Origin of the sequence: Lichenihabitans sp. Uapishka_5, from assembly GCF_033947565.1 — a bacterium.
Taxonomy (GTDB): Bacteria; Pseudomonadota; Alphaproteobacteria; order Rhizobiales; family Beijerinckiaceae; genus Lichenihabitans.
Genome location: NZ_JARPVX010000072.1, coordinates 1 through 20,734, shown reverse-complemented (window position 1 = coordinate 20,734; position 20,734 = coordinate 1). Strand labels below are relative to the sequence as shown.

Here is a 20,734-nt window from a genome sequence, read left to right as displayed (position 1 = left end):
AGACTCGCACGAGCCCAGCGTCCTGTGAATCCTCTGTGCGCGTCAGTGCACTAGGAGCTGATGGTAGGATTCCAGCCGACGGCCAGTTCGACCCCTCCCTGATCGAGGTCTGCGACCAGCGGGTCGAGGTGCCTCTCACTGCATGGCCGCGCGACTACGCTGGCTTCATAATGGCGCTTATGGAGTCGGGAGAGAACAAATGGGAGAGCGGGAGAATGATGCGGATGCGGATGCGGATGCGGGTGGCGGAGGTCGAGGTGTACGGGCACATGCTAAGCTGCCGCAATGTATAGATAAATATGGAATGAATAACGCGTAGTTATCAGAAACGGCATAGTTTAAAAAAAAAATTTTAGCAAATTTTTCTACGCATATCGATAAACCTAGACTTCATATGAGCAAGCAGTTGATAACTGCTCAATGATAGCACCGACGAATTGCGGAGATGAGTGCGCAAAAACTACTTGACCTTGTGTTGTCAATATCAAGTTTAGCCCCGATTGCACGCGATCCGCCGATCTTTTGATAAATTCCTTTTGTAAGGACCTCAAGCTCATTCGAGGGCGATGATAGGATCTCAGGTTTTTGATATTGTGCTTGGGCCTAACGCTTAGCAATTCCACTTACATTAAGACCGCTCTCTACGGCCTTCAAGTCTGCCAGATAAATAGTCTCTAATTCTTTGCAGAAAATTCGCACAAACGCGTCCGGTCGACCAGCTTGCACACATATATCGTGCAGCTTCGCTTTTAGAATTTTGCAATTTGGATGGGAATCCTGATCTCTTATAATAATAAACTTAGCCTCCGGATTCAAATAACCCTGAATTCTTTGACGCATTCGTCTCTCAAGGTCATTCTTGCCTTCGAACACCATGTATGTTGTTTTCGAAAAGGAAACCTCAAGCCTTGGAATTAATCCTTCAAGCATTGCACGTGCAGAGGGCTCTTCCAGCAGAAATACCAGTTCTGTCAATGTGGGTCAGCCCCTGCAAACAAACCCTGTTTCCACAACGCGCCCATTAAATCGCCATCCGACATGTAAGCAGCAACCTGCGGATCTTCAGACGCTTTCTTAACAGTAGTGTAACCTCCTTCTTTGACCAGCCAAACTACTTCGCTCAACGAACAGGCATTTAAAAAATCTGGGGAATGTGTAGACACAAGTACCTGACCCCCACGGCGCGCGTACAGCCTAAACTCCTCTGCTAACTCCGCCATCAGATTTGGATATAATTGATTTTCTGGCTCTTCAACGCATAGAAGAGGGTGAGGATTTGGATCGTATAGGAGAGCTAAATAGGCAAACATTTTGATGGTACCATCAGATACATAGCGGTCTAGAAATGGAGTGATGAATGCTCCGTCCTTGAAGCGGAGTGTAAGATATCCGTCTTCTGTGACAAGTGGCTGTATTTCCGACACACCAGGTACTCTAGAGGCCATGACCTGCAATATTTTATGAAAAACGGACGGATGCTGCTCGTAAAGGTATTGGGCGACACGCGGCAGGTTATCACCGGATTCCGAGAGATGTTCGGATTCGCCAGTTATTTCTTTCCGGCCCCGTGCCGCACTAATATGGAAATCTGAAACGTGCCAAGATTCGATAAGGCGTCGAAAGGCATTTGCCGCCTTGAACCTATCGAATTGTCCCAGTCCTTTAATAGCTAAAATATCGGGCGACTGTAATTTTGTAAATTCTCTGTCAAGCTCTTCATCTGCCCGATTGAAATCTTATTCGTTAATTATTGCCCAACCTTGGCCGCTTTCGAAATCTAAAAAGTAAAATGGCGCGCCGTATCTGCCACGCTTGTAGCGAAGGCTTTCCCGTTTAACGAATGGAGCCCCTTTTTCTTCTGAAATCTCTAGCGTATACGTAACTAATCTGTTCGTTCCTACAATTTCCATTCTGTATTGTATTTCGATCAGTATGGATTCGTTTGTCGCGCCTCGACTTAGGACCTCACGGAAACGCCCTCGTGCACTAAGAGCCTGACGAACGTTGCTCTGCAAACAGTCGTGTAGAAAGCCGAATACATCAAATAGCGTACTTTTGCCTGTGCCGTTTGCTCCAACGACAACCATAAACGGAGGGACATCTGAGATATCGACCGACTTGAATGCCTTGAAATTCCTAAGGCGAATGGATTCTATGCGCATGCCAAAACTCTCATTCGCTTCAACTTAGCTGTGTATCGCGTAGAAGCGATTCGATGGCCCACTCTCTCATGGAGAGTTCAAAGTCGCTTGCTACGTTTTACGCCGCCCGCCCCACCTCACCCCGCGCCGCCAACGCCTCCTTCTGCTTCACATCCTGCGCCGCATAGAAGCTCGCATTGTGCTCGCCCCGCAGCGCCTCGCGGGTGAAGCGAATGAGGTGGTGGCAGACGAAGCCCATGTTGTAGATCGCCTCCACCTGGCCCTTCTTCAGCGCGTGCCAGGCCGAGCGCCAGAACACGGCGCGGTAGTCCGACTTGACGCCGATCTGCCAGACGATGTTCCAGCCCATGAAGAGGCCGCGGCGGAGGTTCGCGCGGGTGAGCTTGCCGCGCACCGGTGTCTTGATGCGGTGGCCGTAGGTGGTGTCCATCTGGGCGCGGAAGCGGGCGAAGATGTTTTCCGGCGCATAGGCGTGCGCGATGGCACGGCGCCAGCTCGCCACCACCTTGTCGTGCGGGCGCAGGAACTTGACGTTCGATTCGAGTTTCGGGTCGTCGATCAGCCGGTCGGCCTTGGCGAGGCGGTCCCAGAGGGGGGTTTTGGGCAGCGCCTGCAGGATGTTGATGGTCAGCACCGGCACGTTCGAGCGGTCGATGAATTCGATCAGCCGGTCTTCCGACTGGTCGGTGTCGGAATCGAGCCCGAGGATGATGCCCGACGTGACCTCAAGTCCGTAGGAATTGAGGGTCTCCAGCGCCTCGTACATCGGCACGGCGTTGTTGTGGTCCTTGGCGATGGCCTTGAGGGCGTCGAGCTCGGGAGTCTCGATGCCGACGAAGACCGTGAAGAACCCGGCCTCCCGCATCATGGCCAGGATGTCGGGCTGCTTCGCCATGTTGAGCGTCGCCTCGCAGGCGAATTGCAGCGGGTAGTCGTGCTTCTTCTGCCAAGCGATCAGATGCGGCAGCATCTCCTTCGTGGCCTTGCGGTTGGCGATGAAATTGTCGTCGACGAAGTAGATGACGGCCGGGTGGCTCGGCTGCGAGATGAAGACGTCGAGCTCGCGCAACAGCTGTTCGGGGGTCTTCAGCCGCGCCTGACGGCCGTAGAGCGCCGGGATGTCGCAGAACTCGCAGCGATAGGGGCAGCCGGAGCTGAACTGCAGCGAGCCAAGCAGATAGGTTTTCAGCGGGATCTGGTCATAGGCCGGCAGGGGGAAGTCCGACAGGGCGACGCGCTCGGTGGTTTCCAGGCGCACCTGTTCGGGCGGCGGCGTCAGGTCGGCATCAAGGATGCGGATCAGCCGGTCGGTGGCGTCGCCGAGCTCGCCGATGTGGAGGTAGTCGAATTCCGGATATTTTTCCGGGGCGCCCGACACCGAGGAGCCGCCGATGCAGGTGACCTTGCCATAACGCTTGCCGCGCTCGTGGATGGCCCGCACCTGCCGTTCCTGGATGTGCATGCCGGACGCGAAGACGGCGTCGCACCACTGAAAATCGTCATCCGTGGCGGGCGCGATGTTCTCGTCGATGAAGCGCACGTCCCAGGCTTCGGGCAGGTAGGCCGCGATCACCAGCAGGCCCTGCGGCGGCATGAAGGCGCCGACGCCGGGCATCAACGAATAAGCGTGGTGGAAGGAGCCGAACGAGGGGGTGTAGTGGGGGAACACGCAAAGGATGCGGCGGCGGTTCTGGACTTCGACGGTTGTACGCACCCGGGGGCACTCCTGACAGCGCAACGCGCTTGCACCGGTGAGTCTAGCAGGAAATGTGGCAGGGGCGAGGGGAACAGGCGGCGGCTTGCGTCATCGACCCTCATTCCGGGGCGGCGGAGCCGAACCCGGAACCGGGGAGCCTGGACCTATGTGGCCGTAGCGCCCCGGTTCCGGGTCTCCGCTGCGCTGCGCCCGGAATGAGGATGGATCGAGGGGGCTACCTATCAGGCTCGCACGGGAGAAGGGACATCCCGCCTTTCCCCGTGCTACCACCCCGCCGCTGCAAGGAGGGCCCCATGCAAGGTGTACACGTCGTCGATCATCCGCTGGTGCAGCACAAGCTGACCCTGATGCGCACGGACAGTCGCTCCACCAAGGGGTTCCGCCAGCTGCTGAACGAAATCGGCATGCTGCTCTGCTACGAGGTGACGCGGGACCTGCCGACCGAGCTCGTCGAGATCGAAACGCCAATCCAGACCATGCGGGCGCCGATGATCGCCGGCAAGAAGCTCGTCTTCGCGCCCATCCTCAGGGCCGGCGTCGGCTTTCTCGACGGCATGCTGGACCTCGTGCCCTCGGCCCGGGTGGCCCATATCGGGCTTTACCGCGATCCCGAGACCCTCCGAGCGGTGGAATATTATTTCAAGGCGCCGAGCGACATCGCCGACCGGCTGACGATCGTCATGGACCCGATGCTGGCCACCGCCAATTCGGCAGTCGCGGCCATCGACCGGCTGAAGGCGCGCGGCGCCAAGGACATCCGCTTCGTTTGCCTGCTGGCGGCGCCCGAAGGCATCGCGCGACTGCGTGAGGCCCACCCCGAGGTGATGATCTGGACCGCAGCGGTCGACAGCCACCTGAACGAGCATGGCTATATCGTGCCCGGGCTCGGCGACGCCGGCGACCGGATGTTCGGCACCAAGTGAGGCGCGCCGGTGACGGGGCGGGGCCGAGATTGCGGCCCCGCCCATCCCCAAATTACACGGCGGCGCGCCCATGCTTCGGCCGCCGTGCCCGATGGAGCATCAAACCAGGTGTGAAAACGTGCATCGCACTGGCCGAGCGCCCTTTCCCAGCCCGGAACACTCATGCCATTGTGCGGCCGGTCGGGCAGGGCCCGTGCTTCCGAAGGTGGAGTGTTGCTGATGAAGACGCGTGCGGCGCATGCCTTGGCCGTGCTGGCCGGTGCCAGCCTTTTGTCGATCGGTGCGGCGCAAGCGGCCGACGTCAAGCCGGCGGTCGTGTACGACATCGGCGGCAAGTTCGATAAATCCTTCAACGAAGGCGTCTTCCATGGCGCTGAGCGCTTTAAGTCGGATACCGGGATCGATTTCCGCGATTTCGAGGTGACCAACGACACCCAGCGCGAACAGGCCCTGCGCAAGTTCGCCCGCGACGGGTTCAACCCCATCGTGGCGGTCGGCTTCGGCCAGCAGGAGCCGCTCACCAAGGTGGCGGCCGAGTTCCCCAACACCAAATTCGCCATCATAGATTCGGTGGTCGATAAGCCCAACGTGCAGTCCGTCACCTTCCGCGAGGACCAGGGCTCGTTCCTGGTGGGCCTGCTGGCCGCCAAGGCCTCGAAGACCGGCAAGGTCGGCTTCGTGGGCGGCATGGATATCCCGCTGATCCGCAAGTTCGCCTGCGGCTACGTGCAGGGCGCCAAATACGCCAATCCCAAGGTCGAGGTGTACCAGAACATGATCGGTACCACCGGTGCGGCCTGGCGTGATCCGGTGAAGGGCGGCGAACTCGCCCGCTCGCAGATGGATCGCGGCGCCGACGTCGTGTACGCCGCCGCGGGCGCGAGCGGCCTCGGCGTGCTGCGGGCCGCGGCCGATGGCGGCAAGCTCGGCGTCGGCGTCGATTCCAACCAGGATGCCCTGTTTCCCGGCAAGATCCTGACCTCGATGCTGAAGCGCGTCGACAACGCCACCTACAAGACCTTCATGGATGCCAAGAACGGCACCTGGAAAGGCGGCGCGGAGGTGTTGGGGCTGAAGCAGGACGGCGTCGCTTATTCGATGGACGACAGCAACAAGCCCCTGATGACGGCTGACATGAAGGCCGCCGCCGATGCCGCCACGCAGGACATCATCGCCGGCAAGATCGAAGTGCACGACTATATGTCGGACTCGAAGTGCCCTGAGTAAGCCGTTGTGACGACAGCCGTTCCGGCTCCGGCCGCGATCGAGCTCATCGGCATCGACAAGAGCTTCGGTGCCGTTCATGCCAACAAGGCCGTGACCCTCCGGGTCGCGGCCGGGTCGATCCACGGCATCGTGGGCGAGAACGGCGCCGGCAAGTCGACGCTGATGTCGATCCTCTACGGCTTCTACGAAGCCGACAGGGGTGAGATTCAGGTGGGCGGCGCGCCGGTGCGCATCGCATCGTCGCGGGACGCCATCCGGCACGGCATCGGCATGGTGCACCAGCATTTCATGCTGGTCGACACGTTGAGCGTCCTCGACAACGTCATGTTGGGCGCCGAAGGCGGCGCGCTCGTGGCGCGCGGCGCGGCGGCGATCCGCCTGAAGCTGGCGGAGTTCGGCCGCGCCTATGGGCTGACGGTCGACCCCGACGCGCTCGTCGGAACCCTCGGAGTCGGGCTGCAGCAGCGCGTCGAGATCCTGAAAGCGCTGGTGCGCGGCGCCACCATCCTGATCCTCGACGAACCGACCGCCGTGCTGACCCCGGCCGAAGCCGACCAGCTTTTCGCCATGCTGGATAGGCTGCGGCGCGAAAACAAGACGGTGATCCTCATCACCCACAAGCTGCGCGAGATCATGGCCGTCACCGATCGCGTGTCCGTCATGCGGCGGGGCGAAATGGTGCTGACCACCGACACGGCCGCCACCTCGCCGGCGCAGCTCGCCGACGCCATGGTGGGGCGTCGGGTGTTGCTCACCGTGGCCAAGGGCGCATCGACGCCCGGGCCGGTGCGGTTGGAGGCGCGCAACATCACCGTGCTGGGCCACAATGGCGTGCCGCTCGTGTCCGATGTGTCGTTCACGGTGCGGGGCGGCGAGATCGCCGGCCTCGCGGGCGTCGCCGGCAACGGGCAATCCGAGCTTCTGGAGGCGCTGGCCGGCATCCGTCCTTTGGCCTCGGGCGAGATCCTCATCGACGGTTGCCCTGTGCCGAGCGCGGCGCACAATCCGAAAGCGATCCGGGCCCTCGGCCTCGCCCATGTGCCGGAAGACCGGCACCGCATGGGATTGGTGATGCCCTTCGAGGCGGCCGAGAGCGCCGTTCTAGGCATCCACGGCGACCCGGCCTTCGGGGCCGGACCCTGGCTGTCGCGCCGCCGCATCGTCGCCGACCTGGCCCGCAAGATGGCGGGCTACGACATCCGGCCGGCGGACCCGCGACTGAAGACCGCCAATTTTTCGGGCGGCAATCAGCAGAAGATCGTGCTGGCGCGCGAGATGGAGCGCGACCCCGGCATCGTGCTGGCCGGGCAACCGACCCGAGGGGTCGATATCGGCGCCATCGAATTCATCCACAAGCGCCTCGTCGCGCTGCGCGATGCCGGCAAGGCGGTTCTGGTGGTATCGGTCGAGCTCGACGAGATCATGGCGCTCAGCGATGTGATCCTCGTCATGTGCGGCGGCCGGCTCACCGGTCGGCGCACGCCGCCGCCCGATGCCGCCAGCGACGACACCTTCGTCGGTGAACTCGGATTGTTGATGGCCGGCGTGACGGAGCAGGCCGCGTGATCCCAGTCCGGCCAAGCCTCGTCGCAAGCGCGCCCGCATGAGCGCGCCCATCAGTCTGCCGCGCTGGGCGGACCTCATCCTGGTGCCGCTGCTCAGTGTCGCCACCGCGTTTCTGGTGGGTGGCCTCGTGGTGGCAGCCATCGGGGTCAGCCCGTGGGAGGCCACGAAAACGCTGATCACCGGCAGCCTCGGCTCCGGCGAGGCGCTCGGCTTCACGCTCTACTACACCACGGATTTCATCTTCACCGGCCTCGCGGTGGCGCTCGCCTTTCAGGCGGGGCTGTTCAACATCGGTGGCGAAGGGCAGGCGACCCTCGGCGGTCTCGGCGCGGCGCTGGTCTGCCTGTATGGCGGCGGCTTGCCGGGCTGGCTGCTGATCCCGCTGGCCATCCTGGCGGCCGCACTGTTCGGTGCCCTGTGGGGTCTGGTGCCCGGCTACCTGCAGGCCAGGCGCGGCAGCCACATCGTCATCACCACCATCATGTTCAACTGGCTGGCTTCGACCCTGATGGGTTACCTGCTGGTCAACACCCTGCGAGCCCCGAAATCGATGGAGCCCGAAACCGCCCGCTTTCCCGACCAGGCCGCGATCCCGAGTGCCAAGTCGATCCTCGGTGTTTTCGGGATCGACACTGCCGCGACGCCGCTCAATCTCAGCTTCGTGCTGGCGCTCGGCTGTGCGCTCGCCCTGTGGATTTTCGTGTGGCGCACCCGCAAGGGCTACGAGATCCGTACCACCGGGGCCAATCCGACGGCCGCGATCTATGGCGGTATCGCGCCGGCCGCCATCGTGATGCTCACCATGGCCCTGTCGGGCGCGCTCGCCAGCGGCGTCGCGGTCAACGAGATCATGGGGGTGCAGAACCGCCTGCTGCTCGAATTCACGGCCGGATACGGCTTCGTCGGCATCGCGGTGGCGCTGATGGGCCGCGCGCATCCGCTCGGCGTGGTGCTGGCGAGTCTCCTGTTCGGCATCCTGTACCAGGGCGGGGCGGAGCTTGCCTTCGATCAGCCGAAAATCTCACGCGACATGATCGTGGCCATCCAGGGCTTCGTCGTGTTGTTTGCGGGGGCACTCGACGGGCTTTACCGGCCGCATCTCGCCCGCGTTTTCACGGCCCTGCCGCGCACCCGGTCGGGGCCGATCTGAGATGCACGATTTCGCCACCGACGCTTCGCTGATCCTCGCATCGAGCTTGCGGCTCGCGGTGCCGCTCATCTTCGCCTGTATTGCGGGCCTGTGGTCCGAGCGGGCCGGCGTGGTGGACATTGGGCTCGAGGGCAAGATGCTGGCGGCCGCCTTTGCCAGTGCGGTCGTGGCCTATCAGGCCGACAGCGCCTGGGCGGGCCTCGGCGCCGGCATTTTGGCCTCGGTGGCGCTCGGGCTGCTGCACGGCTTCGCGGTGATCGACCAGCGCGGCAACCAGATCGTGTCCGGTGCCGCCATCAACCTCGTGGCAGCCGGCCTGACGGCGCTGCTCGGCAATGCCTGGTATGGCGAGGGTGGCCGCACGCCGCAGCTCGACACGCCGGCGTCGCGCTTCCTCGAGGTGCCCTGGCCGGGCGAAGCCGCGATGGATGGTGTGCCCGTGCTCGGCCCCATCTACCGTAACCTCGTGGCCGGCCACGTGGTGTTGACCTATCTGGCGCTCCTCGTCGTGCCACTGACGGCCTTTGTGCTCTACCGCACCCGCTTCGGTCTGCGCCTGCGCGCCACGGGCGAGAACCCCGCCGCGGTTGACACGGCCGGCATCTCGGTGCGGGGGCTGCGTTACGCGGCCGTGGTGATCTGCGGCGTCTTGTGCGGCTTCGCCGGCACCTTCATGTCGGTGGCCCAGGCGGCGAGCTTCCTCCCCTCAATGACGGCCGGCAAGGGATTCATCGCCCTTGCGGCGCTGGTGTTCTCCAAATGGCGTCCCTGGCCGGCGCTGGCCACCTGCCTGCTGTTCGGCTTTCTGGATGCCCTGTCGATCCGATTGCAGGGCGCCGTGCTGCCCGGCATCGGAGAGGTGCCGGTGCAGGCCATCCAGGCGCTGCCCTACGGGCTCACCGTCATTTTGCTGGCAGGCTTCGTGGGCCGGGCGATCCCACCCAAGGCTTCCGGCATCCCCTACGTGAAAGAGCGCTGATGCCCGACCTAGATGCCATGCTGGATGCCGCGCAGGCGGCGCGGCTGAAGGCCTATGCGCCCTATTCCAAGTTCCTGGTCGGGGCCGCGATCCAGTCCGGCTCCGGTGCCATCTTCGCTGGTGCCAACGTGGAAAACGCCGCCTACCCCCAGGGCAGTTGCGCCGAAGCCTCGGCCATTTCAGCCATGGTGATGGCCGGAGAGCGCCGCATCGCAGCCATGGTGGTGGTGGGCGGCGGGGAGGGGCTGACGACCCCATGTGGCGGGTGTCGGCAACGCATCCGCGAATTCGCGGGCGGCGCAACCCCCATTCACGTCGCCGGACCCGAAGGGCTGCGGGCGAGCTTCACCTTGGCGGAACTTTTACCGCATAGTTTCGGCCCCGAAAACCTGACCGCGTAAGGGCGGCCAACCGGACCCCGCACAAACATGACTCAAGGCCCATCCACGCCGGAAACGGCGGCCCTTGCCACCCTGAGGACGCGCGGCGTCACCGAACCGATCGCGATGGCCTTCGTGCTCGGCACCGGGCTCGGATCCATCACGGACGAGCTGAAGGACCCGATCTGCGTCGACTATGCCGACCTGCCCGGCTTCCCGGAAGCCAACGTGTCGGGCCATGCGGGCCGGTTGTGGATCGGCGCCTGGGAAGGCACGCGCGTCGCCATCATGGAGGGCCGCGCCCATTATTATGAGACCGGCAACCCGCGCGCCATGGAAGCCTCGCTGAGCACCCTGCGGGCGCTCGGCGCCACCACCCTGGTGCTGACCAACTCGGCCGGATCGTGCAACCTCGACTGGCATCCGGGCTCGATCGCGCTGATCGCCGATCACATCAATTTTTCGGGTCTCAACCCGCTGATCGGCGACCTCAGCGACAAGCGGTTCGTCAACCTGCGCGAAGCCTATGACCGCCGACTGCGGGCCCGATTCCGGCAGGCCGCCGCGCATGCCGGGAAGTCGACGCTGCATGAAGGCGTCTACATGTGGTTTTCCGGCCCTTCGTTCGAGACGCCGTCCGAGGTCAAGATGGCGAAGCTGCTCGGGGCCGACCTCGTCGGTATGTCGACAGTGCCGGAGGTGATCCTGGCGCGGCGGCTCGACTTCCGGGTGCTGGCCCTGTCGCTGGTGACGAACTTTGCTACCGGCATCAAGACGGGCGACCCGTCGCATGCGGAAACCAAGTCGGTCGCCACCACGGGCGCGATCGCCCTCAAGCGCCTGCTGCGGGCCTTCGTCAAGGAAGGCCCCGTGGCCTATGCCTGAGGGGCAGGCGCCGGTTCTGCCGCAGGAGGCGATCCGGCGGAAACGCGACGGGATGGCGCTCGATGCCAACACCATCGCGACTTTTGTCGAAGCCGCCGTGACCGGCCGGGCATCGGGCGAGCAGGTGGCGGCCTTTCTGATGGCGGCCTTTCTGCGTGGCCTCGATCGCGATGAAACGGTGGCGCTGACCCAGGCCATGACGCGCTCCGGGCTGCGGCTCGCATGGCCGGACCTGCATGGGCCCGTGCTCGACAAGCATTCCACTGGTGGCGTCGGCGATGCCGTCAGCCTGATCCTCGCGCCTGCCATCGCGGCCTGCGGCGGCTATGTGCCCATGATTTCGGGGCGCGGGCTCGGCCATACGGGCGGCACCCTCGACAAGCTCGAGGCGATCCCCGGCTACGACACGCGGCCGGCGCTGCCCCGGCTGCGCGCCGTGGTGCGCGAGGTCGGCTGCGCCATCGTGGGGCAGACGGCCGATCTCGCCCCGGCCGATCGCATCTTCTATGCGGTGCGGGACGTCACCGCCACGGTCGAGTCGATCCCGCTCATCACAGCCTCTATTCTGTCGAAGAAGCTCGCCGCCGGTCTCGATGCCCTGGTGATGGACGTGAAGACCGGCAACGGCGCCTTCATGCAGGGGCGGGCCGAGGCGATAACCTTGGCGCGCAGCATCGGCGGGGTGGCCCGTGACGCCGGCCTGCCCACGGGCGCCTTCGTGACCGACATGGACCAGCCGTTGATGCGTGCGGCCGGCAACGCGCTCGAACTGCGCCAAGCCGTCGACCTGCTGGCCGGCAGGACGCATGAGCCGCGCCTGATGGCGGTCGTGGTGGCGCTCGGCGCCGCCATGCTGCGGCTTGGTGGCCTCGTCGACAGCCATGAGGCGGGGGCCGCCCGCCTCGTAGCGGCCCTGAGCAGCGGCCAGGCGGCGGAGTGCTTCGACCGCATGGTGGCGGCGCTGGGCGGCCCGAGCGACATCGTGGCCCGTGCCGCGGTCCTGCTGCCCGCAGCCCCGGTGGTGCGCCCCGTCCTGGCCACACGGGCCGGTGTGGTGGGCCGCATCGACACCCGCGCGGTGGGTTTCGCCGTGGTGGCGCTCGGGGGCGGGCGCACGCGCCCGGACGACGCCGTCGATCCGCGCGTCGGCTTCACCGGATTGCTTCCGGTCGGCGCGCCGGTCGAGGCCGGAACGCCGCTCGGCTTCGTGCATGCGGCCACCGACGCTGCGGCTGTGGGCGGCACAGCGGCCTTGACGGCTGCCTATCGGGTGGCCGACACGGCGGCACCAACGCCAGACCCGATCCTCGAACAGTTCGACGTGACAGCATGAGCGACACCGACATCATCCTGGTCGCCCATGGCGGCGGCGAGGGCGCCGAGCCCTGGGTGCAGGCTTTGGCTGAGCGCCTGCCGCAATTCCGCGTGCAATCCCTGCAGGGTCCGTTCGATCCTGCGCGCGTCCGCTATGCGGTCGCCTGGAAGCATCCACCCGGCAGCCTCGTCGGTTTGGACAATCTCCAGGCGATCTTTTCGCTCGGTGCCGGCGTCGATCACCTGGTCTCGGACCCCGACCTGCCCGACGTGCCGATCATCCGCGTCGTGGATCCGGACCTGACCAGCCGGATGAGCGAGTGGGTTCTGCTGCATGTGCTGGCCCATCATCGTCAGGCCCGTCTTTACGACTGGCATCAGGCTGAGAAGCTATGGGAGGACGACCCCCACCAGCCCGCCGCCCATGAGGTGCGGGTCGGCGTCATGGGGCTCGGGGTGCTGGGCAGCGATGCGGCGCGCAAGCTGGACATGATCGGCTTCGACGTGGCCGGCTGGAGCCGCACGCCAAAAGTTCTCGACACCATCGACACCTATGCGGGAGCGGCGGAGCTCGATGCCTTTCTGGCGCGCACCGAGATCCTGGTGGTGTTGCTGCCGCTGACGCCCGACACCCGCGGCATCCTGAACCACGCGCTTTTCGCAAATCTCGCCCGCCATTCGTATTTCGGCGGGCCGATCCTGCTCAATGCCGGCCGCGGCGGCCTGCAGGACGAGGCCGGCATCCTTGAGGCGCTTGAAGACGGCACGCTGCGGGCCGCGACGCTCGATGTGTTCGAAACCGAGCCTCTGCCGCAGGACTCACCCTTGTGGCACCACCCGGCCGTCACTGTGACGCCCCATAATGCCGCGATCTCGAGCACCGACGCGGTGGCCGCGTTTATCGCGGGCGAGATCGAACATTTGGAGGCCGGTGGGGCACCCCGCCACGGCGTCGACCGCGGTCGCGCCTATTGAGCAGGGGCGCGCTCCTGCTCAAGGGCGCCTGATCGCCGTCACGTCGGCGCCGGTCGCGGCTAGAATGCGGCGGCGCGCCTCGGCCAGGGGCTCGGATGTCACGGCCATCGCATGGGCATTGGCGTGCAGCAGGGTGTCAGTGTCGCGCATCAGCCCGACATGGCCGCGCCAGAACACGAGGTCGCCGCGCCGCAATGCCGTGCCGTCGGGCAGGGGGGCGCCCACCTGTTGTTCCTGCATGTCGCTGTCGCGCGGCACGGCCCGTCCCGCGGCCGCATGGGCCACCTGGACCAGCGCCGAGCAGTCGAGGCCGAGGCTCGTCTTGCCGCCCCAAAGGTAGGGCACTCCAAGGAAGCGCTCCGCCACCGCCACGGCCTCCAGCTCGACATCGTCGAGCGGGCGCAGATGACCGGCCGGCACGAAGCCTTCCCGGATGCGCGCATAGGTGCCGACCGTTTCGCCCACGCCGACCTTGGCGCCGAGCGTCAGCGCCCCGATGATCGGCAGCTTCAGGTCCGGACCCGGAAACACCAGGGTGCGCAGCGCCGCCACCCGATGGGTTGGCGCTTCGCTCGGCCCGAGGGCCTCGGCCGGCAGGTAGCCGCAATAGCCATCGCCTGCGAGCTGCACCCAGGCCCAACCCTCGGCGTCGGTGTCGTAGACCGTCACGGCCTCGCCCCGCACGGCCTCCGTGTCGAGCGCGCAATCGAGCCGTGGCGCCCGGCGTAGCGGCACCGCGGCGGCGGCGATGCTGCGGACCTCGCCTTCGACGAAGGTCGCTGCTTCGACCTGCCCGCGCAGAAAGGCTGCGGCGCGGTCGGGGCGGGCGGGGGTCAGGCGGCGGTCGAAGCTCTGCGTCATGCCGGGTATCGCTGCGAGAGGAAATCGTAGAGCAGGCGGGCCACCTGCACTTCGCCGCCTTCCGGGCGGCCCGGTTTTGCGGTCGGCACCCAGCCGAACATGTCGAAATGCGCCCACACCTGCTGCGGCTCGACGAAGCGGCGCAGGAACAGCGCCGCCGTGATGGCGCCCGCAAAGGGGCCGCCGACGTTGTTGAGGTCGCCGACCTTGCCGTCCAGCATGGCGTCATAGGGGTGCCACAGCGGCAGGCGCCACACCGGGTCCCGCACGTCGCGGCCATGGCGCATCAGGCTTTCGGCCAGACCGTCGTCATCGGTGAAGAACGGTGGCAAGTCGGGCCCCAGCGCCACACGAGCGGCGCCCGTCAGGGTGGCGAAGTCGAACAGGAGGTCCGGCTTGTCTTCGCCCGCCAGCGCCAGGGCATCGGCCAGGATGAGCCGGCCTTCCGCATCGGTGTTGCCGATCTCGACCGTCGGCCCCTTGCGGCTCGGGATCACGTCGCCCGGCCGGAACGACGGCGCCGAAATGCTGTTCTCGACGATCGGCAGCACCACCCGCAGTCGCAGGTCGAGCCCGGCACCCATCACTATCTGGGCGAGAGCCAGGGCTGTGGCGGCGCCGCCCATGTCCTTTTTCATCAACAGCATGCCGGCGTCGGGCTTGATGTTGAGGCCGCCGGTGTCGAAGGTCACGCCCTTGCCGACGAGCGTCACCGTCGGCGCGCCGACGCGGCCCCAGGTGAAATCGACGAGACGCGGCGCTTCGCGGGCGCCGGCCCCGACCGCGTCGATCAGCGGGAAGCCGGCCGCCAGTGCCTCACCGGCCACCACCCGCACCGTGGCGCCGTAGCGGAGCGCGAGGGCTTCGGCCGCAGCCGCCAGCGCGGCCGGGCCCATGTCGCGGGCCGGGGTGTTGATGAGGTCGCGCCCGAAGCCGACCGCCTCGACGATGCGCAACAGCCTCGCAGTGTCCACTCCCTCTGGACGGCAGAGCCGGGCCTCGGCGGCCGGGCCCGCCTTGTAGCGGCTGAAGCGATAGCCCGACAGGGCCCAGGACAAGACCGCGAGGTCGAGATCCGGGGTTTCGGGCACGAAGCGATAAAGCCCGGACGGCAGCATGGTGGCGAGCCGCCCGGGTAGCAGGGGATCGTAGCCGCGGCTGCTCGGCTCGGCGGTGCCGAACAGCACGAGCGCCGACGCCTCGCCCTCGGCTGGCAGCACGCAATGCCGCCCGGGCCCGGGCTCGAAGCCGATCAAGGCCGCGTAAGCCTGCTGCCCGGGTGACAGCGCCGACCGGGTGCTGTCCCAGCCGCTCTGCGACACCACCCGGATGGGCGTGGCATCGGTCGTTTCGTCGGCAAAACTGAAGCGCATGGCGGGTCTCCGCAATGGCGCAATTAACGCCTGATTAGGGTTAACGGATTACAGCTACACCGTGCGCCGAGCCGCTTCGCTCGCGCCAGGGAGCCGACCGTTGATCCAGAGGGCTAGCGTTTCGCCCCGTCGCCCGCAAGCCTCGCGGCTCGCCGCTTTGGCGCTGGGCGTGCCGCTCGCCATGAGCCTGGCCGGCTGCCTTGGCTCGACCCCTGATGTGACCGGCTCGATCCGCGCGCCGGCGGGCATCGCTGGCCCCGAGGCCGATCGCGCCGCGACCGATCGCTGGGCCGCCCGCTACAAGGCCGACCCGAAAGACCGCACGGCGGCCCTCAATTATGCCAGGGCGCTGCGCGGGACCACGCAATACAACCAGGCCGCGGCGGTGCTCGAATCGCTCGCCATCGCATCGCCCTATGACCAGGAGGTCCTGGCGGCCTATGGCAAGTCTCTGGCCGATGCCGGACGCCTGAAGGAGGCCGCAGCCGTTCTGGGCCGTGCCCACACGCCCGAGAACCCGAACTGGAGCGTGCTGTCGGCGCAAGGCTCGGTCGCCGACCAGCTCGGCGATCACGGGCAGGCGCAGGGCTATTATTCCGCCGCGCTGAAGATCAAGCCGGACGAGCCGCATGTGTTGTCGAACCTCGGCCTGTCCTACGCGCTCGACAACCAGTTGAGCCGTGCCGAGGCCACCATGCGACAAGCTTCGCAGAGCCCCGACGCCGATGCGCGGGTGCGGCAGAACTTTGCCCTGGTGCTGGCGCTCGACGGCAAGTTCGAGGAAGCGCAGCGAGTGGCGGAGCGAGACCTGTCGCCGGCCGATGCCGCCGCCAGCGTGGCGGCGATCCGGGGGATGATCGCCCAATCCGACACCTGGAGCAGCATTCAGGGCAAGAACGGCAAGGCCGCCAAGGCCAAGCTGGCCACAACCGCGCCGCTCTAGCGGTCGGCCGGCCCGGGCTCGGCCGCAAGCCGACCGTTCAGCGGATTATCCGGGTCCCACCCGTAACGCAGCGTCTCGAAGCGAAGCGTCAGGGCATCCAGCAGCAGCAGGCGACCCACCAAGCCTTCGCCGAAACCGACGATCTCACGCAGCACCTCGAGCGCCATCATGGCGCCGGCGATGCCCGTCAAGGCGCCGAGGACGCCGGCTTCCGCGCAGGTCGGCACCGTGCCGGGCAGGGGCGCTTCGGGAAACAAGCAGCGATAGGTCGGATTCGGGGTGCCATCTTGGTCGACCTCGAAGGGCCGCAGCGTCGTCAAGGTGGCATCGAAGGTGCCGACAGCCCCGGTGACGAGCGGCTTTCCGGCATGGAAGCAGGCATCCGCGACCGCATAGCGGGTGGCGAAATTGTCGGACCCGTCGGCCACGAGATCGTAGCGCGCCAGCAGGTCGGGCGCGGTCTCGGCCGTCAGCCGGGCCGGGTGGGTCTCGACCGCGACATGCGGGTTGAGGCGCCGCAGCCGGTCGAGCGCCACCTCGACCTTGCCCCGTCCAAGGTCGGCCGTGTCGAACAGCACCTGGCGTTGCAGATTCGACAGCGACACGACGTCGTCGTCCACGATGCCGAGGGTGCCGACGCCCGCGGCCGCCAGATACAGCAGCAACGGCGCCCCGAGGCCGCCCGCTCCCACCACCAGCACGCGGGCGCGCTTCAGCTTCTGCTGCCCCGGACCGCCGATCTCGAGCAACACGAGATGGCGGGCGTAACGCTCGATTTCGTCGTCGGAGAGGATCATGGCTCCGGGTTTCGCACGAACGGCGGGCGGGCGGCAAAAGCTTTATGACGCCCGCGGCGCGGCTTGCTAAGGCCGTGCGAGGTTGGAGGAAACAACATGCCCGAAGGCAAAGCCGCGTCGACCACGGCGGCCGCGATCACGGCGCGGCTCGACCGCCTGCCGGCGACCCGCAGCCTGTGGCGCCGCATCGCCATCCTGTCGCTGGGCGGCGCCTTTGAATATTACGACCTGTTCTTTACCGGCTACGTGGTGCCCGGCATGGCGCGCGCCGGGCTGTTCACGCCCGAAAGCCTGGGCCCGCTGACGGCCTTGGGCAGCGCCGGCGTCGGCGGCGCCGGCACCTTCGTGTTCATGACCTTTGCGGGCTTGTTCATCGGTGCCCTGCTGTTCGGCTCGGCGGCTGACCGGTTCGGTCGTCGCGCCGTCTTCACCTGGTCGATGCTGTGGTATTCGGCCGCGACCCTGATCATGGCATTCCAGGCAACCGGCCTGAGCGTCGACCTGTGGCGCCTCATCGCCGGTATCGGCCTCGGGGTCGAGCTCGTCACCATCGATACCTATGTGGCGGAATTGATGCCGCCCGCAGCGCGGGGCCGCGCCTTCGCGCTCAACCAGGTGGTGTCGTTTATGGCCGTGCCCCTCGTGGCGCTGTTGGCCTGGCGCCTCGTCCCCGAAGCGCCGCTCGGCCTCGACGGCTGGCGCTGGGTGGTTTTGCTGGGTGCCGCGGGGGCGCTGGGCGTTTGGCTGATCCGTCGTCGTTTGCCCGAGTCGCCGCGCTGGCTGGCGCGGCAGGGACGGATGGACGAGGCGGTCCGCATCACCGAACGCCTCGAGGACGCGGCGCGGCACGATGGCGCCGTGCTGCCGGTTCTGCCGCCGGTGGTCGAGCCGATCCCGGCGGAAGCACGCGGTCCGGTGCCGGTCGCGGCCCTCTTCCAGCCGCCCTATCGCGGGCGCACGATCCTGCTGTCCGTGTTTCAGATCTGCCAGACGATCGGCTTCTACGGCTTCGCGGCCTGGGTGCCGAGCTTATTGATCGCCAAGGGCATCACGGTCACCACCAGCCTGCGCTATTCCTTCATCATCGCGATCTCGAACCCGCTCGGCCCGATGATCGGCCTGCTGGTGGCCGACCGGATCGAGCGCAAATGGCAGATCGTCGGGGCCGCCCTGGCGGTGGCGGCATTCGGCCTTTTGTTTTCGCAGCAAAGCGAGGCCGGCCCCCTGATCGCGCTCGGTGTGCTGGTGACGCTCGGCACCAACTGGATGTCCTTCGCGTTTCACGGCTACCAGACCGAACTCTTCCCCACCCGCATCCGCGCCAGGGCGATCGGCTTCACCTATGCCTGGAGCCGGTTGTCGGGCGCCTTCGCGGGGCTGATCATCGCGGCCCTGCTGCGCCAGGGCGGCACCACGGGCGTCTTCGTCTTCATCGCCACCGCGATGGCCGGCATCGTGGTGGCGGTGGGCGGCTTCGGTCCGCGCACGCGCGGGCGCTCGCTCGAGGCGATCTCGCCGTGAAGCGCCGCCGCATTGGATGCCTGCCGCGGTTCGGATAGACCATTCACCGATGGGCTTTCGCTTTCTCCACACGGCCGATTGGCAGATCGGCAAACCCTTCGGCTTCGTGCCCGGCGACGCCGGCGCCGACCTGCGGGCGCAACGCATCCGCACGATCGGCCGGGTGGCCGAGGTGGCCCGCGAGCGCGCCGTCGATGCCGTGCTGGTTGCGGGCGACGCCTTCGACGCCAACGACGTGACCGACAAGACGCTGGTGATGACGCTCGAGGCCCTGAAGCCTTTCGCGGGCGCCTGGGTGTTCCTGCCCGGCAACCACGATGCCGCCGTGGCCCATAGCGTCTGGACGCGCCTGCGCGACATGGGCCTGCCGCCCAACCTGGTGATCGCCGACGAGGCGCAGCCGATCGATCGCTGGGACGGCAGGGCGCATGTGCTGCCGGCACCGCTGCGCCGCCGCCGCGAGGCCCTGGACCAGACCGCCTGGTTTGCAGAGGCCCCCACGCCCGACCACGCCTGTCGGGTCGGGCTGGCGCATGGCTCGGTGGCGGGGCGCCTGCCCGGCCAGGAAGCCAGCAACGAAATCCCCGATGACCGCGCCGCCACGGCCGGGCTCAACTATCTGGCGCTGGGCGACTGGCATGGCGCGCTCCGCATCGCGCCGCGTATCTATTATTCCGGCACGCCGGAGCCTGATCGCCACAAGGCGAACCGGTCCGGCTTGGTGCAACTGGTGGAGCTCGACGGTCCTGGCGCGCCCGAACGGGTCGAGGCCATCGAGGTCGGGCATTTCCGCTGGCACGACCTGTCGGTCGACCTCACAGAGGGCGGCTGCCAGGCGGCGCTCGACGCGCTCGACCGCCTGCCCGACGAGCCACGGCGTTGCGTGGTGTCGCTGCGCCTCGCGGGTGTCATCGACCTCGCCGAACGCCGCCGCCTTGAAGCCGCGATGCGGGCCTGGGAGCCGCGCCTGCACCACCTCGCCGTCAACGACGAGGCGTTGCGCGACGAACCCACGGCCGATGATCTCGACGCAATCGATACGGGAGGCTTCGTGCGTCAGGCCGTCGAGCGCCTCCGCGATCAGGCCCTCACGGGAGGGCCGGACGGCGAGGCGGCACGCCTGGCACTCCGCATGCTGTATCTCGATCACCAGGCACGGGCCTGAAACCATGCTGCTGCGCCATATCGCGATCCGGGATTTCCGCAAGATCGGCCGCCGCGACATCGGCGGCCTGGCGGATGGCCTCAACGTCCTCGTGGGCGACAACGAGGCTGGCAAATCCACCGTTCTGGCGGCCTTGCGGGCCGCCTTCTTCGAGCGGCACCGCGTCAGCGGTGCCGTAGCGGACGCCATGCTGCCTTATGGCAGCGCGGTGCGGCCCACGGTGACGGTGGATTTCGAGATCGATGGGCGGCCCTGGAGCCTCACCAAGGCCTTCTGCCAGAAGCCTGAAGCCAGCCTTGAGGGCGCGGGCGAGCGCCACACCGGCGATGCGGTCGAAGAACGGCTCGCCAACCTGCTGGGCTTCACGCCGCCAGGGCGCGGCGCCTCGAATCCGAGAGAACATCATGGCGCCCATGGCCTGCTGTGGGTCGAGCAGGGCTTGCGGGCCAACCTCGGCATCGGGGCCGGACGCGACACGATCGCGGGCGCGCTCGAGCGGGAGATCGGCGAGGTCACGGGCGGTGAGCGGGGGCGGGCGCTGCTGCAGGCCGCAACCGAACGCCGCGACCGCTTCTGGGATAAGCGCGACAAGCCGCGTGGCGCCGTCACAGAGGCGCGTCGCGCGCTCGACGCCGCCGAAGGCGAGCAGGCGGCTTTGCTGGCGCGCCGGCGGGAGCTCGACGACCGCATCGCCCGGCTCGACGCCATCGGGGCTTCGCTCGATCGCCACCGTCGCGACGACCACCTCGGCCGCGCCGTCGCGGCGGTCGCGTCCGCGACCCGGGCCGTGCAGGAT

General features: G+C 66.5%; 21 protein-coding genes. 14 read left to right on the top strand and 7 right to left on the bottom strand.

Translation table 11 applies throughout. From position 1 onward, the window contains the following. Positions 1-293 (top strand): hypothetical protein (locus P7D22_RS18240; protein ID WP_319935682.1); only part of this gene is annotated, 293 nt, incomplete at its 5' end. 310 nt (positions 294-603) lie between these two features. Here P7D22_RS18240 and P7D22_RS18235 read toward each other — a convergent pair. The 4 genes from P7D22_RS18235 to P7D22_RS18225 form a co-directional block, all read right to left on the bottom strand. Further along, on the bottom strand, positions 604-975 hold the full coding sequence (locus P7D22_RS18235; RefSeq protein WP_319935681.1) for a hypothetical protein: 372 nt from the start codon (positions 973-975) through the stop codon (positions 604-606). Next, positions 972-1,553, bottom strand: a complete 582-nt coding sequence (locus P7D22_RS18230; protein ID WP_442916113.1) for an AAA family ATPase — start codon at positions 1,551-1,553, stop codon at positions 972-974. Before P7D22_RS18230 ends, P7D22_RS18235 begins: the two co-directional genes overlap by 4 nt. A gap of 183 nt (positions 1,554-1,736) precedes the next feature. Continuing rightward, entirely contained in the window at positions 1,737-2,162 is a 426-nt protein-coding gene (locus P7D22_RS23550; RefSeq protein WP_442916112.1) for an AAA family ATPase, read from the bottom strand. Positions 2,163-2,259: 97 nt separating this feature from the next. Further along, positions 2,260-3,876 carry a B12-binding domain-containing radical SAM protein gene (locus tag P7D22_RS18225; protein WP_319935680.1) on the bottom strand — a complete coding sequence of 539 codons (1,617 nt, stop codon included), beginning with the start codon at positions 3,874-3,876 and terminating at the stop codon, positions 2,260-2,262. A 296-nt stretch (positions 3,877-4,172) separates the two neighbouring features. Here P7D22_RS18225 and upp point away from each other — a divergent pair, with 296 nt between their 5' ends. From upp to P7D22_RS18180, 9 genes are all read left to right on the top strand, one after another. Then, the gene (gene upp, locus P7D22_RS18220) at positions 4,173-4,802 is read left to right on the top strand and encodes a uracil phosphoribosyltransferase (protein ID WP_319935679.1); all 630 of its coding nucleotides are present in this window, start codon (positions 4,173-4,175) and stop codon (positions 4,800-4,802) included. A gap of 219 nt (positions 4,803-5,021) precedes the next feature. Then, a complete protein-coding gene (locus tag P7D22_RS18215; protein WP_319935678.1) occupies positions 5,022-6,029 on the top strand; it encodes a BMP family lipoprotein in 1,008 nt (335 codons plus the stop codon). 6 nt (positions 6,030-6,035) lie between these two features. After that, positions 6,036-7,595, top strand: coding sequence for an ABC transporter ATP-binding protein (locus P7D22_RS18210; protein ID WP_319935677.1), 1,560 nt, complete (start codon positions 6,036-6,038; stop codon positions 7,593-7,595). Positions 7,596-7,632: 37 nt separating this feature from the next. Then, positions 7,633-8,745: an ABC transporter permease gene (locus P7D22_RS18205; protein WP_319935676.1), complete on the top strand. Its 1,113-nt coding sequence runs from the start codon at positions 7,633-7,635 to the stop codon at positions 8,743-8,745. Between the two features lies 1 nt (position 8,746). Next, positions 8,747-9,724 (top strand): ABC transporter permease, encoded by a 978-nt coding sequence (locus P7D22_RS18200; RefSeq protein ID WP_319935675.1) that lies wholly within the window; start codon positions 8,747-8,749, stop codon positions 9,722-9,724. Further along, entirely contained in the window at positions 9,724-10,125 is a 402-nt protein-coding gene (gene cdd / locus P7D22_RS18195) for a cytidine deaminase (RefSeq protein ID WP_319935674.1), read from the top strand. The genes P7D22_RS18200 and cdd overlap by 1 nt, the downstream gene beginning before the upstream one ends. Before the next feature lie 27 nt (positions 10,126-10,152). Beyond that, on the top strand, positions 10,153-10,989 hold the full coding sequence (locus P7D22_RS18190) for a purine-nucleoside phosphorylase (protein ID WP_319935673.1): 837 nt from the start codon (positions 10,153-10,155) through the stop codon (positions 10,987-10,989). Continuing rightward, on the top strand, positions 10,982-12,322 hold the full coding sequence (deoA, locus tag P7D22_RS18185) for a thymidine phosphorylase (RefSeq protein WP_319935672.1): 1,341 nt from the start codon (positions 10,982-10,984) through the stop codon (positions 12,320-12,322). The genes P7D22_RS18190 and deoA overlap by 8 nt, the downstream gene beginning before the upstream one ends. Continuing rightward, on the top strand, positions 12,319-13,278 hold the full coding sequence (locus tag P7D22_RS18180; RefSeq protein WP_319935671.1) for a 2-hydroxyacid dehydrogenase: 960 nt from the start codon (positions 12,319-12,321) through the stop codon (positions 13,276-13,278). Before deoA ends, P7D22_RS18180 begins: the two co-directional genes overlap by 4 nt. Positions 13,279-13,296: 18 nt before the next feature. On the opposite strand, the gene P7D22_RS18175 is transcribed toward P7D22_RS18180, so the two are convergent. Further along, the gene (locus P7D22_RS18175; RefSeq protein ID WP_319935670.1) at positions 13,297-14,139 is read right to left on the bottom strand and encodes a C40 family peptidase; all 843 of its coding nucleotides are present in this window, start codon (positions 14,137-14,139) and stop codon (positions 13,297-13,299) included. Then, positions 14,136-15,512: a leucyl aminopeptidase family protein gene (locus P7D22_RS18170; RefSeq protein WP_319935669.1), complete on the bottom strand. Its 1,377-nt coding sequence runs from the start codon at positions 15,510-15,512 to the stop codon at positions 14,136-14,138. Before P7D22_RS18170 ends, P7D22_RS18175 begins: the two co-directional genes overlap by 4 nt. 100 nt (positions 15,513-15,612) lie before the next feature. Between P7D22_RS18170 and P7D22_RS18165 the strand changes: the two genes are divergently transcribed. After that, positions 15,613-16,455 (top strand): hypothetical protein, encoded by an 843-nt coding sequence (locus P7D22_RS18165; RefSeq protein ID WP_319935668.1) that lies wholly within the window; start codon positions 15,613-15,615, stop codon positions 16,453-16,455. Here the strand turns inward: P7D22_RS18165 and P7D22_RS18160 are convergent. Next, entirely contained in the window at positions 16,452-17,252 is an 801-nt protein-coding gene (locus P7D22_RS18160) for a HesA/MoeB/ThiF family protein (protein ID WP_319935667.1), read from the bottom strand. The two genes, P7D22_RS18165 and P7D22_RS18160, sit on opposite strands and share 4 nt — an antisense overlap. Positions 17,253-17,348: 96 nt before the next feature. On the opposite strand from P7D22_RS18160, the gene P7D22_RS18155 reads away from it, so the two are divergent. The 3 genes from P7D22_RS18155 to P7D22_RS18145 form a co-directional block, all read left to right on the top strand. After that, positions 17,349-18,773, top strand: coding sequence for an MFS transporter (locus tag P7D22_RS18155; RefSeq protein ID WP_319935666.1), 1,425 nt, complete (start codon positions 17,349-17,351; stop codon positions 18,771-18,773). Between the two features lie 49 nt (positions 18,774-18,822). Further along, entirely contained in the window at positions 18,823-19,938 is a 1,116-nt protein-coding gene (locus P7D22_RS18150) for a metallophosphoesterase family protein (protein WP_319935665.1), read from the top strand. Between the two features lie 4 nt (positions 19,939-19,942). Then, on the top strand, positions 19,943-20,734 hold a 792-nt coding region (locus P7D22_RS18145), incomplete at its 3' end, for an AAA family ATPase (RefSeq protein ID WP_319935664.1).